The organism is Pseudoalteromonas sp. Z9A4 (genome assembly GCF_011378845.1).
Lineage (GTDB): Bacteria > Pseudomonadota > Gammaproteobacteria > Enterobacterales > Alteromonadaceae > Pseudoalteromonas > Pseudoalteromonas arctica.
In genome coordinates this window covers 1-18241 of the sequence record NZ_WTLA01000029.1, presented here as the reverse complement: position 1 = coordinate 18241, position 18241 = coordinate 1, and the positions used below count along the sequence as shown (strand labels likewise).

The 18241-nt window shown below is 39.5% G+C and carries 14 protein-coding genes and 1 other RNA gene; 8 read left to right on the top strand and 7 right to left on the bottom strand.

The annotated features are described in order from the left end of the window. Nucleotides 1–78 precede the first annotated feature (78 nt). Together tilS and GQR54_RS16735 are read left to right on the top strand one after the other, a co-directional pair. A complete protein-coding gene (gene tilS, locus GQR54_RS16740; RefSeq protein ID WP_166379127.1) occupies nucleotides 79–1383 on the top strand; it encodes a tRNA lysidine(34) synthetase TilS in 1305 nt (434 codons plus the stop codon). After that, nucleotides 1384–1725, top strand: coding sequence for a hypothetical protein (locus tag GQR54_RS16735; RefSeq protein ID WP_166379125.1), 342 nt, complete (start codon nucleotides 1384–1386; stop codon nucleotides 1723–1725). 233 nt (nucleotides 1726–1958) lie between these two features. Here GQR54_RS16735 and GQR54_RS16730 read toward each other — a convergent pair whose 3' ends face one another. Beyond that, nucleotides 1959–2855 (bottom strand): GGDEF domain-containing protein, encoded by an 897-nt coding sequence (locus GQR54_RS16730; RefSeq protein WP_166379123.1) that lies wholly within the window; start codon nucleotides 2853–2855, stop codon nucleotides 1959–1961. A gap of 132 nt (nucleotides 2856–2987) precedes the next feature. On the opposite strand from GQR54_RS16730, the gene GQR54_RS16725 reads away from it, so the two are divergent. Beyond that, entirely contained in the window at nucleotides 2988–4961 is a 1974-nt protein-coding gene (locus GQR54_RS16725; RefSeq protein WP_166379121.1) for a monovalent cation:proton antiporter-2 (CPA2) family protein, read from the top strand. A 28-nt stretch (nucleotides 4962–4989) separates the two neighbouring features. On the opposite strand, the gene GQR54_RS16720 is transcribed toward GQR54_RS16725, so the two are convergent. Continuing rightward, nucleotides 4990–6135 (bottom strand): patatin-like phospholipase family protein, encoded by a 1146-nt coding sequence (locus GQR54_RS16720; protein ID WP_166379119.1) that lies wholly within the window; start codon nucleotides 6133–6135, stop codon nucleotides 4990–4992. A gap of 239 nt (nucleotides 6136–6374) precedes the next feature. Here GQR54_RS16720 and GQR54_RS16715 point away from each other — a divergent pair, with 239 nt between their 5' ends. From GQR54_RS16715 to GQR54_RS16695, 5 genes are all read left to right on the top strand, one after another. Beyond that, a complete protein-coding gene (locus tag GQR54_RS16715; RefSeq protein WP_166379117.1) occupies nucleotides 6375–7250 on the top strand; it encodes a DUF3014 domain-containing protein in 876 nt (291 codons plus the stop codon). 139 nt (nucleotides 7251–7389) lie between these two features. Continuing rightward, an RNA gene (gene ffs / locus GQR54_RS16710) (signal recognition particle sRNA small type) lies at nucleotides 7390–7486 on the top strand. 299 nt (nucleotides 7487–7785) lie between these two features. Beyond that, nucleotides 7786–9312, top strand: coding sequence for an acetyl-CoA hydrolase/transferase family protein (locus tag GQR54_RS16705; RefSeq protein ID WP_166379115.1), 1527 nt, complete (start codon nucleotides 7786–7788; stop codon nucleotides 9310–9312). Between the two features lie 593 nt (nucleotides 9313–9905). Next, nucleotides 9906–10217: an EthD family reductase gene (locus GQR54_RS16700; protein ID WP_007584064.1), complete on the top strand. Its 312-nt coding sequence runs from the start codon at nucleotides 9906–9908 to the stop codon at nucleotides 10215–10217. Between the two features lie 219 nt (nucleotides 10218–10436). Further along, nucleotides 10437–12572 carry a TonB-dependent receptor gene (locus GQR54_RS16695; protein ID WP_166379113.1) on the top strand — a complete coding sequence of 712 codons (2136 nt, stop codon included), beginning with the start codon at nucleotides 10437–10439 and terminating at the stop codon, nucleotides 12570–12572. A 33-nt stretch (nucleotides 12573–12605) separates the two neighbouring features. Here the strand turns inward: GQR54_RS16695 and GQR54_RS16690 are convergent, their stop codons facing one another. From GQR54_RS16690 to GQR54_RS16670, 5 genes are all read right to left on the bottom strand, one after another. Further along, complete coding sequence (locus tag GQR54_RS16690; RefSeq protein WP_165740905.1) at nucleotides 12606–13700, bottom strand: mechanosensitive ion channel family protein; 1095 nt, start codon at nucleotides 13698–13700, stop codon at nucleotides 12606–12608. A gap of 96 nt (nucleotides 13701–13796) precedes the next feature. Then, nucleotides 13797–14198: a DUF6691 family protein gene (locus tag GQR54_RS16685; protein ID WP_165740904.1), complete on the bottom strand. Its 402-nt coding sequence runs from the start codon at nucleotides 14196–14198 to the stop codon at nucleotides 13797–13799. Nucleotides 14199–14201: 3 nt separating this feature from the next. After that, the gene (locus GQR54_RS16680; RefSeq protein WP_166379111.1) at nucleotides 14202–14615 is read right to left on the bottom strand and encodes a YeeE/YedE thiosulfate transporter family protein; all 414 of its coding nucleotides are present in this window, start codon (nucleotides 14613–14615) and stop codon (nucleotides 14202–14204) included. 3 nt (nucleotides 14616–14618) lie between these two features. Continuing rightward, nucleotides 14619–15878: an outer membrane protein transport protein gene (locus GQR54_RS16675; protein ID WP_166379109.1), complete on the bottom strand. Its 1260-nt coding sequence runs from the start codon at nucleotides 15876–15878 to the stop codon at nucleotides 14619–14621. Nucleotides 15879–16119: 241 nt separating this feature from the next. After that, on the bottom strand, nucleotides 16120–17544 hold the full coding sequence (locus GQR54_RS16670; RefSeq protein WP_166379107.1) for a sugar porter family MFS transporter: 1425 nt from the start codon (nucleotides 17542–17544) through the stop codon (nucleotides 16120–16122). Nucleotides 17545–18241: the final 697 nt, after the last annotated feature.

The following is an 18241-nucleotide window of genomic DNA, read 5'->3' as shown; positions in this document are numbered from 1 at the left end:
TTAAATGTTAAAAAAAAGCCGCTTATGCGGCTTTTTTGCTTTAAAATGTTCAGAGTTTTTATATAAAAGTGCGCCCATATGCATACATCAGCAATTTATCAGCAATTAAAAAAATCATTAAATAGCTATATTGAGCAAGGTAACACCGCTTTTACAGTGGCGCTTTCTGGTGGCGTTGATTCTGTGGTGTTGTTGCATTTAATGCGCACTTTAAAAGTAGATAACCCTGCAATTAATGTATCGGCTATTTATGTCCACCATGGCTTGAGCCAGTATGCTGATGACTGGCAACACTTTTGCAAAAACGTATGCATTGAGCTTAATGTGCCTTTTGAAACTGCGAAAGTTGTTATTGAGCCGCAGTCGCGCACAAGTCTTGAAGCCCAAGCACGCGACGCCCGTTATAAAGCACTTGATGAACTAAGCCCACAAGGCAGCATTATTTTACTGGGCCAACACTTAAGCGACCAAGTAGAAACGTTTTTATTGCGCTTAAAGCGTGGCTCAGGTTTAAAAGGGCTTGGTTCTATGTATAAAGAGCGCTTGCTGCAAAGTGGGCGTATATGTTTTAGGCCATTGTTAAGTGTAACGCGCAGCGATATAGAAGCGTTTGCAGCGCAGTTTAATATTAACCACATAACCGATGACTCTAATACAGATGAAAGCTTTGACCGTAATTTTTTACGTTCAAAAATAGTACCCGTGTTAGCTGAGCGCTTTAATGGGTTTGAACAATGCACTGCACGAAGCATTGAACTACTACAGCAACAGCAAACTCTACTTGATGAATATACCCAGCTTGATTTAAATAAGTGTATTAACGAGCATCAAGCACTGTGCATTAGCAAAATAAGCGAGTACAGCGCAGCGCGCATTGCAAATATAGTACGTGCGTGGCTTGCACTATTTACACAAGTGATGCCATCGCAAAAGCAGCTCGAGCAAATAATTAATCAAGCAATGTGCGCAAAAAACGATGCACAAATGCGTATTGATTTGCTCGATGGGCAAATACGTCGTCATCAAGGTTATTTGTATTTTGTAACACCAAGTGAAGTATTAACAGATATTGAGCTGAATCATTCACAGCTAAAACTGGCAGACGGGCGCTTATTAATTAAAAGCACCGGTTACGGAGTAAGACCTCCACACGCTAATGAGCAAGTAATAGTGCGCTTTAATTGCAATAGCGCACGCATTAAACCACTTAAAAAGCCTGGTAGTAATACAGTTAAGCATTGGTTTAAAGATGCAAAAATAGCACCTTGGCTTCGCGCCAGTGTGCCGCTTATTTTTTATAATGATGAATTAGTGCAGGTAGTTGGTTATTTTATAAGTGCTAAGCATATTGATGAAAATGGTATTTTTTGGGAGTGTAAATAAATGAGTAAACAGCCGCATGTTGGTTTGTCGTTAGTAACAAAAGCGCCAATGGGTATGCTAATAACGGCCGTTATAGCTATTATTGCTAATATTTTACTTGAGCTAAATATAGTTACGCTAGGTTATGCAGTTGCGGGTGGAATTGTATCTGCAGTGCTTTTATTAGCTTATTGGTTAGGTAAAGGTGGATTGTTTTTTATTTTAGGCGTGAGCCTGCCACTGCTTTTAGTATTATTTACACCGCTTGCTACTATTACCGCATTACTTAATTTAATTAGCGGATTCTTTTTTGGCTTTTGTGCTGCTTTGTTTATTTATAAATTGATATACCAACCGGCATAAATATTTGAACAATTTAACGAATTAAATAACTCTATAACGTTGTTAAAAATTTTTCATTTAGAACAACTAGATATAAAAACTTGTGCCTAGTTATAGCGCAATTCCCTTGTCGTTAAAGAGACCCCATATATAAGTCGGTTGGTAAGTACCAAGTCTTGAAGCTGGAAGCTTTAGCAATAAAAAAACCTAGCGGGGGAAGCTAGGCTTTTTCATTCAATTAGTGTGAGCAAATGTTAGTAGGCTTTTGCGCAGTTTCTGCCAGATGCTTTTGCTTTGTATAAACCTTTATCGGCGCGAGCAAATATTTCTGTTTCGCAATCTTTGCTGCTAGCTAAAGTAAAGCCAATGCTGGTTGTTACTTTGTATTTAGACATTAGGGGTGACTTTCTTACTAGGCACATTATCCGCTCAGCAATCACTTTATTCGTTGTAAACTCAGGGTCTTCAATAAGTAAAGCAAACTCATCACCACCAAATCTAAATACAGAATCAGTGCCGCGTATGCTGCTACACAGTACTTTTGAAAACTCTTTAAGTGTATCGTCACCAATTTTATGGCCGAAGTTGTCGTTAACTTGTTTAAAGTTATCTAAATCAAGCAGCATTAAACTGAATGGACGTTGGTAACGACGACAGTTTTCAAGCTTTTGAAGTAAAAAGTCATTAAATTGACTGCGATTATTTAAGCCAGTTAATGCATCCTTTGTGGCAAGCTTTAATACTCGGCTATACATCATCGCATTACGAAGTGGATAAACCAGCGCAGTATGTAAAGTATGTAGCTTTTTCTCAATTGCTTGACCAAGCGGAAATTTACTAAAATAAATTAGCTGCCCTAAATGTTCTTTACCAATCGCCAAGTCAAAAATATAGGGTGTACTGCTTGTTTCGCTCTGTGATGTTTGTATAGTTCCCAGTGTTGACTGAAACTGTAAACCAGAGAAATTTAACAATTGTTTTGTAAATTTTGCATATATAGCTAAAACATCCTCAATTACTAAGCTAGTTTGTAGCTCTGCGACGAGTTTATGCGCTTCTGTTATCTCATTGGTTGGTGAGTGTTCAGCCGAAAACGGCAAAAAATCACCGCGACCAGACACACGCTGCGTCAAAATATGGACGTTTTCCATTAAATTCTCCCCCGTGGGTATTACTTTGCAATACCTAAGCGATTTTTGTGCCACATTTAAAATTGCATGAAAAAAAGATGGTTGTTATATTTAAAATAAGTCCCTTGGTTTAATTGACGCGTGAGGCCGAATTTGCAGAGTATTAATGTTCAAATTTTTGGCTTGCTAGTGGCAGCCGTTCTTTTTGTGTGGTTTTTTAAACGTATTGGCTTGCCGCCTATTTTAGCGTACCTAGTAACCGGGGTTTTAGCCGGTAGCCATGGTATTGGTTGGTTAGCGCAATCTCACGAAATAGAGTTTGTAGCAGAGCTTGGTATCGTTTTTTTGTTATTTAGTTTGGGGTTAGAATTTTCTATTTCGCGGCTAATGGCAATGCGAAGCCTAGTATTTGGGCTGGGCTCGTTACAGGTGGGTATAACCAGTTTATTCTTCATTATTATTTTATATTGTTTAGACTTTTCTTTACTTACTAGTTTTACCATTGGCACAATTATGGCGCTTTCTTCTACGGCTGTAGTGGTTAAGCTATTAAAAGAAACGGGTGAGCTTAATCAGCGCCGTGGGCAATTGGCCGTTGGTGTACTGCTTTTTCAAGATATTGCTGTTGTTCCTCTATTAATAATACTTCCTTTATTTGCATCAAGCGACTCTCAAAGTATTGGCTGGGCTTTAGCGTTTGCCCTAAGTAAGGGCGCATTTGTATGCGTGCTTCTTTGGGCAATTGGTAAATGGGTATTGCCCATTGTGTTTAAAGAAATAGCGCAAGTACGAACCGATGAGTTGTTTGTGCTTACCACTATATTAGTAGCCTTATTTGCGGGCTTTTTAACGTATATGTTTGGCTTGTCTATGGCATTGGGCGCTTTTTTAGCGGGAATGATGTTAGGTGAGAGCAATTACAGGCATCAGTTAGAGGCCGATATACGTCCATTTCGCGATATTTTAATGGGGCTGTTTTTTGTAACTGTAGGCATGCAGCTCGATATTTTATTTGTGTTGGATCATGGCTTAATTATTATTGGTGCATTACTTGGTTTACTCATATTAAAAATAGCCGTGGTTACAATAAGTGCACGGCTGATGCATGAGCGAAATCAAGACTCGCTTGCCTGTGGCATCATGCTATGGCAAATGGGGGAGTTTGGCTTCGTACTTATCGCACTTGCTGGGCAGCATGAGTTATTAAATTCAGAGCAGGCATCATTTTTAATTGCCCTTGGTGTGTTATCAATGGCATTTACACCATTTTTGATTGATAAAACGCCATTTATTTTAAAGCGTTTGGGTATACTCGATCGCCCTAGTTTAGCGCTGGAGAGTGAGCCACAAAGTAGTACACTTTATAGTGATCATGTTGTTATTTGTGGTTTTTCGCGTGTTGGGCAAACTATAGCGCGTTTTTTAAAGCCCGAAGCAATAGACTACGTTGCCATTGAAAGTAACCCAATTTTAGTACAAGAAGGCAAAGCGGCAGGTGAGCCTGTTATATTTGGCTATGTTAAACAAAAAGATATTTTAAAGTGCGCAGGAGTAGAGCGAGCTCGCTTGGTTATTATTACTTTTACAGAGCTTGATCACGCACAAGTTGTTATTGATGCCATAAAGCAAATAGCACCCAATGTTAAAATACTTATTCGTACTCGTGACGATAGCCAGTTAGATTATTTAAAAGGGCTAGGCGTAACCGAAGTAGTGCCAGAGTCGTTAGAGGCGAGCTTAATGCTCGTGTCGCATGTGTTGTCTATGTCGGGCGTACCGATGACGCGTATTGTGCGTAGAGTAAGTAAAGAACGTCGTAATCGTTATCCATTAATGCAAAGCTTTTACGCAGGGTATTTTAAAGATAGCGAAGATGCCTCAAGTGATAGGCTAGAGTACTTACATGTTGTAGCGCTACCTCAGCAAGCTTATGCCGTGGGTAAAACAATTGAAGATCTTAATTTAGAAAAGCGGCGAGTACTGGTAAAAGCACTACGCAGAGAAGGAGCCGAAATAGATACGCCATCAGCGCAAACAACATTATTGGCTAATGACGTTTTAGTATTACAAGGTAAACCAAGGCGTGTTGAGCGGGTAGAGCACTACCTGCTCGACGGAATCGAATAGTGACTTAGATTAATCTAACTCTGAAAGATTAATCTAGCTCTAAAAATTCACGCATCTTAGGCAACTGCGCCATACCGTCTTCATAGCCAATTTGCATTAAATGTTGGGTGTAGCGTTTTTCAAACAATAGGTAACTGGTTAAGCTCGATTGCGAATGCTTTTTTACACCTATGGTACGTAGCAATACTTTAATGGCCCATGGCATATCGTCGTAATACTGCGCTGCAATTGCGTTAAAGTTTTGCGAAGGGTTAATGACAAAGGTATCGATTTGTTTAAGTTCTTGATGTTTATCACGAGCGGGTAACAGCCCTAATGTCCGGTTAATACGAGCTAAACGCTCCAAATCCGATTGCATGGTGTCGGTAAATACACTGTCGAGTAAATGCCCTGCAACAGCAGATAGACCCGGATAATGTGGCGAGTAACCCGGTGGATGTAATTCTTTAGGTTGGTCGACCCCAATAATAAATATTTTTTCAGCACCTAAATGAATCGACGGACTCAGCGGAGAAAGTTGATGTATAGAGCCATCCCCAAAGTAATGGTTATAAATATTTACACTTGGAAACACCATAGGGATGGCACTCGATGCCATTAAGTGCTCAACATTAATGCGCGTAGCTTGGCCTTCGCGTTTAGCACGCTGCCATGATGTTTGCGTATTAGATTGAAAAAATGCAACAGAGTCGCCCGTTGTATAACTTGAGGCCGTAATAGACAGCGCATCTAAATAATTACGATGTAAATTGCGCTCAATGCGGTGTAAATCTAAAATTTCGTTTAATAAACCACGCAGAGGGCGGTTGTTTAGCAAGCTCGCTGGTGGATGGTTAATATGTTCTGACTGAAAGCTCGTTAAAATATTACGCGCAATATGACCAAATACGCTTAAAAAATCACTTTTATAGACCATAGAGGTTGAAAAGTTTTTCCAAACTGATTCAAGCTTTCGTACAGCTAGATGCGCACAGGAGGCGTAACATGCTAAGGCAGCTGAGTTAATAGCCCCAGCAGAGGTGCCATTTATTACTCTAAATGGCAATGGAGCAGTACGAGGCATACTATGAGCTAGCGCTTTAAGGACACCCACTTGATAAGCAGCTCGTGCGCCACCACCTGTGAGTAATAAGGCAATTTTAGGTTTTTGTGGATCAACTTGCTTGATTTTCATATTGGTGGTTAAACTGTTCTACGTCTTTACTTTATTTATTAACTGTAAGTCTTTAAGCTAGAAGAATCAAAGGATAACTGCCCTAATACTTATTACATTGTTTAATCACCCAATTTAGTACGTAACTTACTTTGCTATAATTGCCGTATTATAAAATGTCATAGTATTTGTGTAAGAATGAATTTAATCCACTTAGCGTACTCTAAGTGATATCGCATTTTAATTTTTATGGAGTTTGTATGTCAGATAAACCAGAAGCGTCAGATGTTCAAAAACGTCCGCCTAATAATAATTTTCTTTTCGCCGTTATTGTTTTAATAATAGTTGTGTGCGCAGCCGCGTTTGTACTATTAAAGCCAAGTGATGAGCCACAAACACGTACAGAGGTAGAGCCCGCAGTTAAAGAGCAACCTATGATGGAGCTTAAACCTGAAAACGATCCCGTAGTTGACGCACCATCAGTTATGCCAGAAAAGCCAGCAGAGCTTGAAGTGCCAGTACAAAGCTCAAGTGAGCCTCTGCCTGAGGTAAAACCATTACCAACGCTTAACGAAAGTGATGCAGTTGTTGTTGCTAAAATGGACGAGTACCTAAGCGACTCAGTAATGAGCTTAATGGTGACTGACGATGTTATTCGTCGTGGTGTGGTATATGTAGATAACCTAGCAAAAGGAAAAATAGCTAAAAAACACATGCCTGTTGTACAGCCAGAAGAAAAATTTAGCGTGAATGAAGGTGATATCTTAACTATTAACCCTAACAGCTACGAGCGTTATACACCGTATGTAAAAATATTTACCAGTATGAGTGCAGCGCAAGCCGTTCGCATGTACGAAGAGTACAAGCCACTTATTAATAATGCATATAGTGAAATTGGTTACGGCGATGACGAATTTAATCAAACGCTAACGGATGCAATCGATTTATTACTTGATACGCCTGAGCCTGAAGGGGACTTGCCGTTACTTCGTGATTCAGTAACGTACCAGTATGCGTTTTCGGAGTGGGAGCAATTACCAGATGCACAAAAACAGCTTTTACGTATGGGTCCAGAAAACATGAAAAAAGTAAAAGCAGCATTACGTAATATAAAAGCGCAGTTAGAGAACAATTAATACGCACTAAAATAGCTAAATACGCCGCGATTGTATATGAAGTATGCAATCGCACTTTCTTTTTAGATTATCCCTTGAATAACAGAGCAAAAGTAGAGATAATCCCTCCCGCGCCAACCAAGGCCCTCAATGGTAGTCTTATTGGTCCTCTCGCAACACTAGCAGGCGAACCTGGTCAGGCCCGGAAGGGAGCAGCCACAGTTTGTGACGTGTGTGCCGAGATGTGGCTGGTAAGACTGCCACCCAAATTCCTCATTTGGGTGTTTAAATTAATAAATATTATTCTTCAAAAAATATTACATCCTTTTAATAAATCCCATTTGTTTTATAGATTAATTTACAGATTACTTTATAGAAATATGTGTCATTTTTGTTAAAGTAGTTGCCAAAAGGTATGTGGTGATATTAGCAAATAGTAATATTAACTCCCTTTTTAATATATTGCTCATCCTCGATTCGTAAATACGACTTAAGTCTATATTGTGTAGTACGAAGTTAGGATTAGAATAATGTCAAATTTAGAGAGGAGCTCAGTATGCACTTGGAACGTATTCGCAATAGTAACCTGCATGACAAGGTAATGCCGGCAGAACAAGCAAGCCAATTTATTAAAGATGGAATGACTGTAGGGATGAGTGGTTTCACTCGCGCCGGAGAAGCTAAAGCAGTACCCAGAGCATTAATTGAGCAAGTCAAAAAAAATCCAATCAAAATAAATTTAATGACGGGTGCGTCATTAGGTAATGATCTAGACAAGCTATTAACAGAAGCGGGCATTTTAGCGCGTCGTATGCCTTTTCAAGTAGATAGCACTTTACGTAAAGCGATTAATAACGGCGAAGTTATGTTTATTGATCAGCATTTATCTGAAACGGTTGAGCATTTACGTAACCATCAATTAACCATGCCTGATGTGGCTGTTATTGAAGCCGTTGCCATTACCGAAGAAGGGCATATTGTGCCAACTACATCGGTTGGTAATTCAGCGAGTTTTGCTATTTTTGCCAAAGAAGTCATCGTTGAAATTAATATGCTGCATAACCCGAATCTTGAAGGTTTGCATGATATATACATTCCATCTTATCGTCCTACTCGCCAACCAATGCCGTTAGTTAAAGTAGATGATAGAATTGGTAGTACTGCTATTCCTATCGATCCTGCAAAAATTGTTGGTATTGTTTTTACTAACCAAAGCGACTCGTTTTCTACCGTTACCGACCCTGATGAAGACACCGCCGCTATTGCGCGCCATTTAGTTAACTTTTTTAAAGACGAAGTGGCTCAAAATAAATTGCCAGCTAATTTAGGACCGCTACAAGCAGGCATTGGTAACATTGCAAATGCTGTAATGATGGGATTACTCGACTCTGACTTTAAAGACCTAACAATGTACTCTGAAGTACTACAAGATTCGACGTTTGACCTAATTGACGCAGGTAAGCTTAGTTTTGCATCGGGCAGCTCAATTGTTTTGTCTGAGCGTTGTAATGCGCAGGTATTTAATAATTTAGAACAATACAAAGATAAACTAGTGTTACGCCCTCAAGAAATTTCGAACCATCCTGAAATAGTGCGCCGTTTAGGTATTATTGCAATAAACACCGCGCTTGAGTTTGATATGTATGGCAACGTAAATTCAACGCATGTTTGTGGCACACGAATGATGAATGGTATTGGCGGCTCTGGTGATTTTGCTCGTAATGCTCATTTAGCTATATTTGTGACTAAGTCGATTGCTAAAGATGGCGCAATATCAAGCGTAGTGCCTATGGCGAGCCATGTTGATCACAACGAGCATGATGTTGATATATTAGTAACCGAGCAAGGCTTAGCTGATTTACGCGGTTTAGCACCGCGTGAGCGTGCTGTACAAGTTATTAAGCATTGTGTGCACCCAGAATATCGCGAAGCGATGTTAGACTATTATGAGCGCGCTTGTGAGCGTGGTGGGCATACGCCTCATTTACTTGAAGAAGCGTTTAGCTGGCATATTCGCCTTGAACAACAAGGCAGCATGAAAAAAGTATCCGCAACAGATGCTCCAGTGCAACTGTCTGCATAAGCATTTTGGTTTATTAAAATTGAATTAGTTAGTTTTATACTTACTTTTGAACCGCACTAGTGTCAGCTCAATCAGCTTTGATTAGTGCGGTTTAATAAAAACTTTAAGCCCAAAATAATTTTATACCTACTCTTTGCATACCTTTCCCAACCACCTTTTATTATTTTATTCACTTAGGTTTAAGTGCTATTACCGTTATTAAGTGTGTAATGTGTTTATTAAAAAAAGAGATACTAAAATGGCGTTTGACAGAGGATTAGAAGAGCGACCTTACAGTAAAACCAGTTAAGGGCTTGGTTTATATTTTGCCTGAAGGTTTTGAGTCTGATTCTGATTTAGCATATTGGGTAAATACGTGCGTTAACTTTGTAGAGTCTTTGCCGCCCAAACCTTTTAAAAAAACGACCCGCACTTAAGTAAATTAGCGAAGTATCACCTTAATTAAAATAAGCACTGCAATCAAATTACTGGCGCTATGAGCATGAATACTACATAATTGAGCGACTGCTCACTTATGCGCTTTTTACTTATGTATGATTCATACTGTTTCAAAAGACGCTTTAAATTTTTTAGTAAATAAAAGAGAGAATGTAATGATTAAAGTAAGCGTATTATACCCAAATAATGAAAGTGCTACTTTCGATATGGACTACTACTGTAAAACACATTTACCCCTAGTTGCAGAGTTAGTTGGTAAAGCGCTTATATCAAGTAGTGCAGATGCAGGTTTAGCAGGTGGCGCACCGGGCGAAGCGCCAACTTATATTGCTATGGGGCATTTAGTGTTTGAATCGGTAGAATCTTTTCAGCAAGCCTTTGCACCTCATCAAGAGGCAATAGCGGCTGATTTAGTTAACTTTACTAACGTGTCTCCAGTAATTCAAATTAGCAATATTGCTGGGTAAATTACACGCTAAAACTAATTTAAGAACTACTTAATAACCCCTACCGCATTTAGTGCAGTAGGGGTTTTATTTTAACTGCAATAAAAGGGCTAGCGCTCTGTTTTAAGTAATATTAGTTCTAATATTTAGATGTATTAAACCCGCCCTTGTGTTGATTATGAAAATGATAAGAGTTATCATTTAGCTTGTTGGCTATCTACACTTCTTCCAGGAATTATCATGTTTAACCCTAATTATTTGGCATTAAGTATTGCTGCGTCTTTATCTGTTTTTTCTAATATAGCTTTTTCACAACAAAACGACGACATTGAAACTATTGAAGTAATTGGCCGTGCCCAGCAATTTTACTTAGAGACCGAAAGTAAAATTGGGACTAAAACTAATTTAGATCTTATTAAGCTTCCGCAATCGGCTCAGGTTTTAACAGAGCAACTTATAATTGACCAAGCAGCTCGTGACATTACCGATTTGTACCGATCTATTGCGGGAGTGAGCGAATATAGCTACTCAGGCGTAACTTTTCGTGGTTTTAGAGATGACGCAAATGTATTTTACGATGGTGTGCGTGGCGACCCATATTCGGGCTTTGGTGTACCGCAGTTATTTAATGTAGAACGTGTTGAAGTATTAAAGGGGCCTGCCTCTGCTTTGTATGGCGGTGGCGAACCTGGTGGGATGATTAATTACGTAACTAAAAAGCCAAGCTACACACAAAAACGTGAATTAAAACTCACTCTAGGTAACTACAACACCCGTGGTGCATCACTCGATATGACGGGTGGTTTAAGCGATACAATGGCTTATAGATTGGGTGGTTATTATGAAGAGCAAGATAGCTTTCGTAACAATGCTGACTCAAAAAACACCGAGCTGACGGGTGGATTGTTATTTGATTTAAGTGATTCAACAACCCTAACCACAAGTGTTGACTACATTAAACAAGACCTAGGCGGAAACCGCCTACGTGGCGTACCGGTAGATGACAACGGCAATTTTTTAGTTGACCCAAGTTATAACGCTAATGAAGCGGTTGATTATCAAGATATGGAAGCGTTGGTGCTTCAAGCAGAACTTAGCCATTATTTTAATGATGATTTTTCTTTAAGTACTACGTTTCGCTACATGGATAACGAGCGAGACCAAGCCTACCATGAGTCGCAAAGCTGGGTAGATGTAAATGGTGATGGCGAAGCAAACATTGATGACGAAACCATCAAACGAGAATACCGTAAGCAATTTCGTGCCAATAAAGAAGCAAGCTTAACCACCGACTTTGTTTATAACTTTGGACAAGGACAATTAACCCATCAGTTTTTATTTGGTGGTGATTACCACACCGTTGATACCGAATATGACTACTTACGTGCCCGATATGAGGCCGATGGCGTCGCTAATTTAAATATTTTTAATTTAAACTACGGTGAAACCGACCCAAGCACTTATAACCTTACCGACATGAACCGCGATGGCGTTGATACCGACCGATTTGGTGTGTATGCACAAGACGTAATTAGCGTAGGCGAGCAGTGGACAATTATTGCAGGTTTGCGCTATGACCATTTTAAAGAGTTTAATCAAGAAACTGGTTTTAGTTACTCAGATAACGACATAACGCCGCGCGTTGCTGTTACTTATCAGCCAGTAGAAAACACATCGGTATATATTAACTACTCAGAGAGCTTTAACCCTACATCGTCAGCCGACCAAGAAGATGTAGAGGGCGAAGGTAATTTAGAACCAGAAACCGGCAAGCAAACCGAACTGGGTATGAAAAACCAATGGCTTGACGGCAAAATAATGAGCACCTTTGCAATTTACCAAATTAATAAAGAAAACGTGGTAATGAGCAACCCTGACGATACTGGCGCGGGGGATGGCATTGCTGCACTTTTAAATATAGGTGAAGTAGAAAGCCGAGGATTTGAAACAACTTTAGTTGGCGATTTGTCGCAGCACTGGACCGTAACGGCTAACTACGCGTACAACGATACGCAAGTGGTAGACGGCGTAACGGGTGATACGCTTTCAAATACATTTGGAGATGGTTCGCGCTTTGCTAATGCACCACGCCACCAGGCAGGTTTATGGACTCGCTACGCACTGGATTCGATTGATTCATCAATTGCCTTTGGTGCAAATTACGTAAGTGAGCAACTTAGTACAAGTGGTCAAAAAGTAAAACCATTTACCGTATTTGATATGAGCTGGACGAGTCGCTTTGATAACGTGTTATTGAGTGTAAATATTAATAATCTGTTTGATAAAGAATATGCTGTAAGTGGGTTTAGTGAGCGGAACGGCCACTTTCCTGGCAGCCCTCGTGAAATTATTGGGCAAATAACTTACAAGTTTTAATACTTATTAGCGCGAGAGTTACTCGCGCTTTTTTTAAGTGTTGCCTTGCACCTTTTTATCACTATTAAATTTAGCTGCTTCTTGAGTCGTGTTAATAGCCGTAATAGGGAAGGGGATTACAATACCTTCTTTTTTATAGCGTTTATGCAGGGCTTTTATAAAAGCAGATTTAACCCAAAAGCGATTAAAGTATTCTTTTGCGCGCAGCATAACCGTAAAGTTAATACTTGATCTGTCAAAGGTATGAAAAACCACAAAGGTATTGTAATCATCAACACCCCATTCGTGTGAAATAAGTATTTCACGAGCCACTTCAAGTGTTACTTGCTCAACAAATTCTAAATCTGAATCGTAATGCACGCTTATATCAACAGGCACGCTTAGCTCTTTTTCAGGGTAAAAGTAATTAATAATACGCGACTTAGATAATTGGCTATTAGGTATAATAATCATATTGTTGGGTAGCATTTTAACCCATGTAGATCGCCAGCCTATATGATCAACAAAGCCTTGCTCCTTAGATTCAAGCTCAATAAAATCACCCACCCTTATAGGTTTATCTATTACTAGCTGCACGCCAGAAAAAAAGTTTTCGAGGGTAGGTTGCAAAGCAAGGGCAACAGCCAGTGATGTAATTCCTAACGAGGCAATAATAGGCGTAATAGAAATACCTAACGTGCCCATTAACACCAGTAATCCTACTGACGATAATGTAACGCGTATCACGCCTTTAATTATGCTTTTGGAATTAAAAACCACGGCAGATTGTTCGCCATAGTAATTAATAGTGCCAATAATAAAGCGGTCTAAAAACATAATAAGTGCAAGCAGCGCTAATACAATATTAATGCTATTAAAAGGGATCTGTTGAGAAATAGAAGTACTAATAATGAAGGTGTCGTGCTCTAAAATGGTGAGTAGCACAATAATTGTGCACAGTGTTAGCGGCTTAGATATTGACTCTATTAGTAAAGTATCGAATATAAATTTGGTTTTTGAAGTCCATTTTTTTAGCCAGTACATTACAAAAAAACGAATTAAAAACAGTAGTATAGCTATAAGTAAAAGGGAGGACGCTGCGCTTAACCAAGGTGCGCTGTTAGAAAATTCCAGCGCTTTATTTAGCATAACTTAAACCTGTTCAATATAGTTTTATATATATTGCAGCAAGTTATGTACCTTTGTTTGGGTAAAGTAGCTGCCGAGTTTAGTCGGCAGCAAATATTATACTTTTTTGGCTAACCACATACCGCCTAGCACGGCTGCAAAAAACAATAAAAACTCCATTTTAAGAGATACCAATTGAACCAAGCCCGGGCCTGGGCATATGCCACTTAAACCCCATCCTAAACCAAAAAGTACTGAGCCAATAATTAAGCGCGAATCAACTTTTTTTAAATCACTTAAATTAAATGTGCCTGAAATAAGTGGCTTCTCTTTTTTTGCAACCCATAACCATGTAAGCATCATTATTAGCATGGCAACAGCCATCACTATAATTAAGCTTGCGTCCCATTGGTTCCCGTAGGTAAGAAAGTTAATCACTTTAGCGGGGTTTGTCATCCCGCTAATAATAAGTCCTAAGCCAAATATAAAGCCTATAACAACCATCATAATTGCTTTCATTATTTATCCTACAAGGTTTGCTGTAATGAAGGCGACAAGCATAAATGTGCATGTTGCAACCCAAGAGCGAGTAGAAAAGCGCGACATGCCGCACACACCATGGCCACTTGTGCACCCATTAGCTAAAGTTGTACCAGCGCCAACTAAAAGCCCCGCAACAATAATAAGCCAAGGCGGCAACTGTAATTCGCCTTCTAATAAAGAAGGAGCAAATACTCTTACAGCTACACCTGCCAACAACAATCCTAAAATAAAGTATAACTGCCAACGCGAGCCCGAATTTGCTTTAGCAAATACAGATTTAACAATGCCTGATATGCCCGCAATTTTTCCGTATAAAACCAGTAATAACGTACACGCTATACCTATTAATGCCCCGCCTATTGCAGCCGATACTGGGGTGAATTCTGTTATCATTTTTTAAATTTCCCAAACAATAGAAACGCCTAAACCGGTTTGTTTCATTTCGATTGATAATTGTTGATTAGGCGCTAAGTAGTTAGCACCCGTTACTTTTTTTGCTGGCGAATAAAAAGTCATAGCGTTTAATTGTACCTTGTTGGTAAAAGAATGGCTAAAGCCAGTAGTAAAATGCCACTCTTGAACACCCGGCGCTAAAATATTTAATATAACTTGAGAAGAAGGAATAGGCTGCTCGGTGTAAGACACCCCAAAACGAATTTTTTGTTGCGATGTACGCTGCCACTGATAGCCAAGCTTATAAATAGTCATATCGTTCCAGCCAAATCCAGCGCCGGCGTTAGCTCCTAAAGGCGCTGACATCAAGTTATCGACTGGGTTTGAAATACTTTTTACTTCGCTGTAATTTATTTTTTGCCAATCAAATACCACCTGATTACTAGGTGTAAGTTTATAAGCTGCACCAATTTGAAACGAACTTGGCAGATCAAATCCGCCTTGCTCTGCAAACAAACCTTTATAGCTATCAAACTCTTGCATAGACACTGATGAGCGGTAACTTGCCCCCCAGCTTAATGACGAATTTATATCTTGGCTAATACCTAGTTGAATGCCTAGGCCTGTGCTTGTATCGGTGCCATTATTTGTAAGCGCTTCTGGTGATTGCGAAAAAGGAGCAAAGTTTTCAAGCCCTTGTGCTTCAAACTGCTGCACCACGTAAATAGGGGATACACCAAGGCGTGTTTGTTCATTCAACTTATAGCTTACTGTTGGGCTAATAAAGAGCTGCTTTAAATCAACGCCTGCCGTACCACCATAAAAGGTTCCTTCAGGAGCGGACTCTGCGCCGTACTCAGAATTCATACCGCCATTGCCATACACTAATAAGCCAATATTTACTTTTTCATTTAATTGGTGGCCAATAGCAAATTCTGGAATTGCGAATACGGAGTTATCGCTTTTTTGTGTTTTTGCTTCAAGATAAAAAGCGTCAGGGTAAAAAGTATCTACTTTCGATGCAGTGTATTTTCGCTCAGGTGAAAAAAGCTCTAAGCCCAGAGATAGCTGTGTTCCGTTTGGCAAAAAAGTAGCAGGATTATTAGCGCCAGACATTAACTCTTCTGACAGCGCTACACCTGCGCCAGCCATGCCTTTGTGGGTCATGCCGTAGCCGTGTGTAAAATACCCATTAGTAGCAAATGCACTGAACGAACCTAACGCACACGTTAAAGCTAAGCCTGATATTAACTGTTTTTTCATTTTAGTAGACACATAAAGTTGGAATGGGCGGACAATAGCTAATTATTGATATTCTAAAAAGGAATTTAAATAGATTAGTTATAATAAAAGGTAATAGAGCAATGGCTATAAAGTTAAAATAAATGAGCAAAGATTGCTATTTAACTTTTAGGTTATTTATACAGGGAGTCCATATAAGACCCTAGATAACGCTGCTTTATAAAAAGGCAAAGCGGCGACTAATATCACCGCTTTTAAAAAATCACATAGATTCGAGCGTTTTACCGCGCGTTTCTTTAATGTATTTAACAACAAAAAAGATGCTTATAAGTGCTGATAACGCATAAAAGCCGTATGCACCGGCAAGGCCTATATTGGCAAGCATAATAGGGAAGGTCATGGTGATTGCAAAGTTAGCAATCCACTGCGCACTGGCAGCAACAGCAAGCGCTGCACCACGAATACGGTTATTAAACATTTCGCCTAATAATACCCATACAATAGGGCCCCAACTTAAACCAAAAAATACCACAAATAAATTTGCCATAATAAGTGCAAACGTACCCATGTTATCGCTAAGCGCAAGTTTGCCTGCTTCATCAAGGCCTGCGCTGCCAAATATATAAGTAAGCGCGCTTAAGCTAATAAACATACCAATACTGCCTACAAGCAGCAGTGGTTTACGGCCAACTTTGTCAACTAACGCAATGGCAATAAAGGTCGATACAATATTAGTAGTGCCCGCTAATACATTTATAAATAACGATTGTGACTCATCAAACCCAGCGGCTTGCCAAAGCTCAGAGCCGTAATAAAACACCACGTTAATACCTACAAATTGCTGAAATACACTCAGCGCCACACCTACCCAAACAATTGGGTGTACTTTTTTACTGCCATCAATAAATAAATCGCGAATACTTGGTTTTGTATCGCTATGCAAGGAGCGTTTAACATCGCTTATTTGCTTATCTGCATTGTCGTTTGAAATTTTGCTAAATACCGCTTTTGCAGCGTTTACTTTACCTTGCGCCACTAAATAACGAGGCGACTCCGGAATAAACAACACACCGACTAAAAACAGTACAGCAGGTACAAGCTCAGCCCAAAACATCCAGCGCCAAGCGGCTATATCAAGCATTAAAATATTTTGCGCGCTGCCTGCTGCATCAGCAATTAAATAGTTACTTAAAAAAGCAGCAAACAAACCCAGTACAATAGCGAGTTGTTGCAATGTAGCTAATCGACCACGTAGTGCGGGTGGCGCAACTTCAGCAATGTAAGCTGGCGCTAATACCGATGCTGCACCAATCCCTAAACCACCAAATAAACGATAAAAAATAAACTCCGCAGAGCTTTCGCTAATGCCCGACCCAAACGCACTAATGGCAAAAATAATCGCAGTGATGATCATAATTGCACGGCGGCCAAACTTATCAGCCAGCGGCCCCGCAGCAAGCGCACCTAAGGCACAACCAAGTAACACAGACGCTACGTTAAAGCCGGTAGCCACACTGCTTGAATTAAATGCATTACCGAGTGCCGACACCGTGCCGTTAATAACGCCCGAGTCAAAACCAAATAAAAAGCCACCAATAGCAGCCACGGCCGATATAAAAATTACGTAAAAAAGGGAGGTGTTTTCAGCTGTGTTGGCTGAGTGAGTAGGCGATGTGTGCGTTGTCATTATATGCCCTGAAAGTTAAATTAAATATAAAAGAGCATAATATCGTAAAGCGTTATGGTTGAATACATTTGTGCAGGTACAAAGGGTTTGGCCGGTATAAATTGAGCAGTGTTTTGAAGGTTTAATTTAAAGGTATTAGCTTAAAGGCGTTAGATTCAATACTTTGAAATTAAGTAGCGCCTTTTAAATAACACATGCTGAATTTTAATAAACAATGTGCTTTGTATGGGAAGTATCTGTTAGATCAATATCACTGTTCTCACCCATTTTGGTGTGTTTCTGCAATTACATAATCTGTTCGAAATTAAGTAATTGTTTACAGTTGGCTATTTGGTGGATAAGGTAAATGCATTGAATATAGGAACATTGTCGGTTTATAAAGCGAAAATGTCGTCGATTAAGTTGTTATGCCAATTCTATTCAGGGTGTGTGGAATTTGAACAATTATTTTAAGTATTGCCCAATCAATTCTCATGATGAATTAGATAAAGAATACTCCCTGATTAACTTGTTTAATGATCAAGTAACATTTTCACGGAGAAATAACTTCAATGATCTTTTTGATTCGAGAGTCGAGTTTAGAACACCGTCTCGAACGCGCGTAAGGAATGTAGTGGTCAATAAAATTTGGCCACAGTTTTGGAATCTTGATATCTAACCTCAGATTCATTTGGCGCTAAACCGGCATTATAATGAT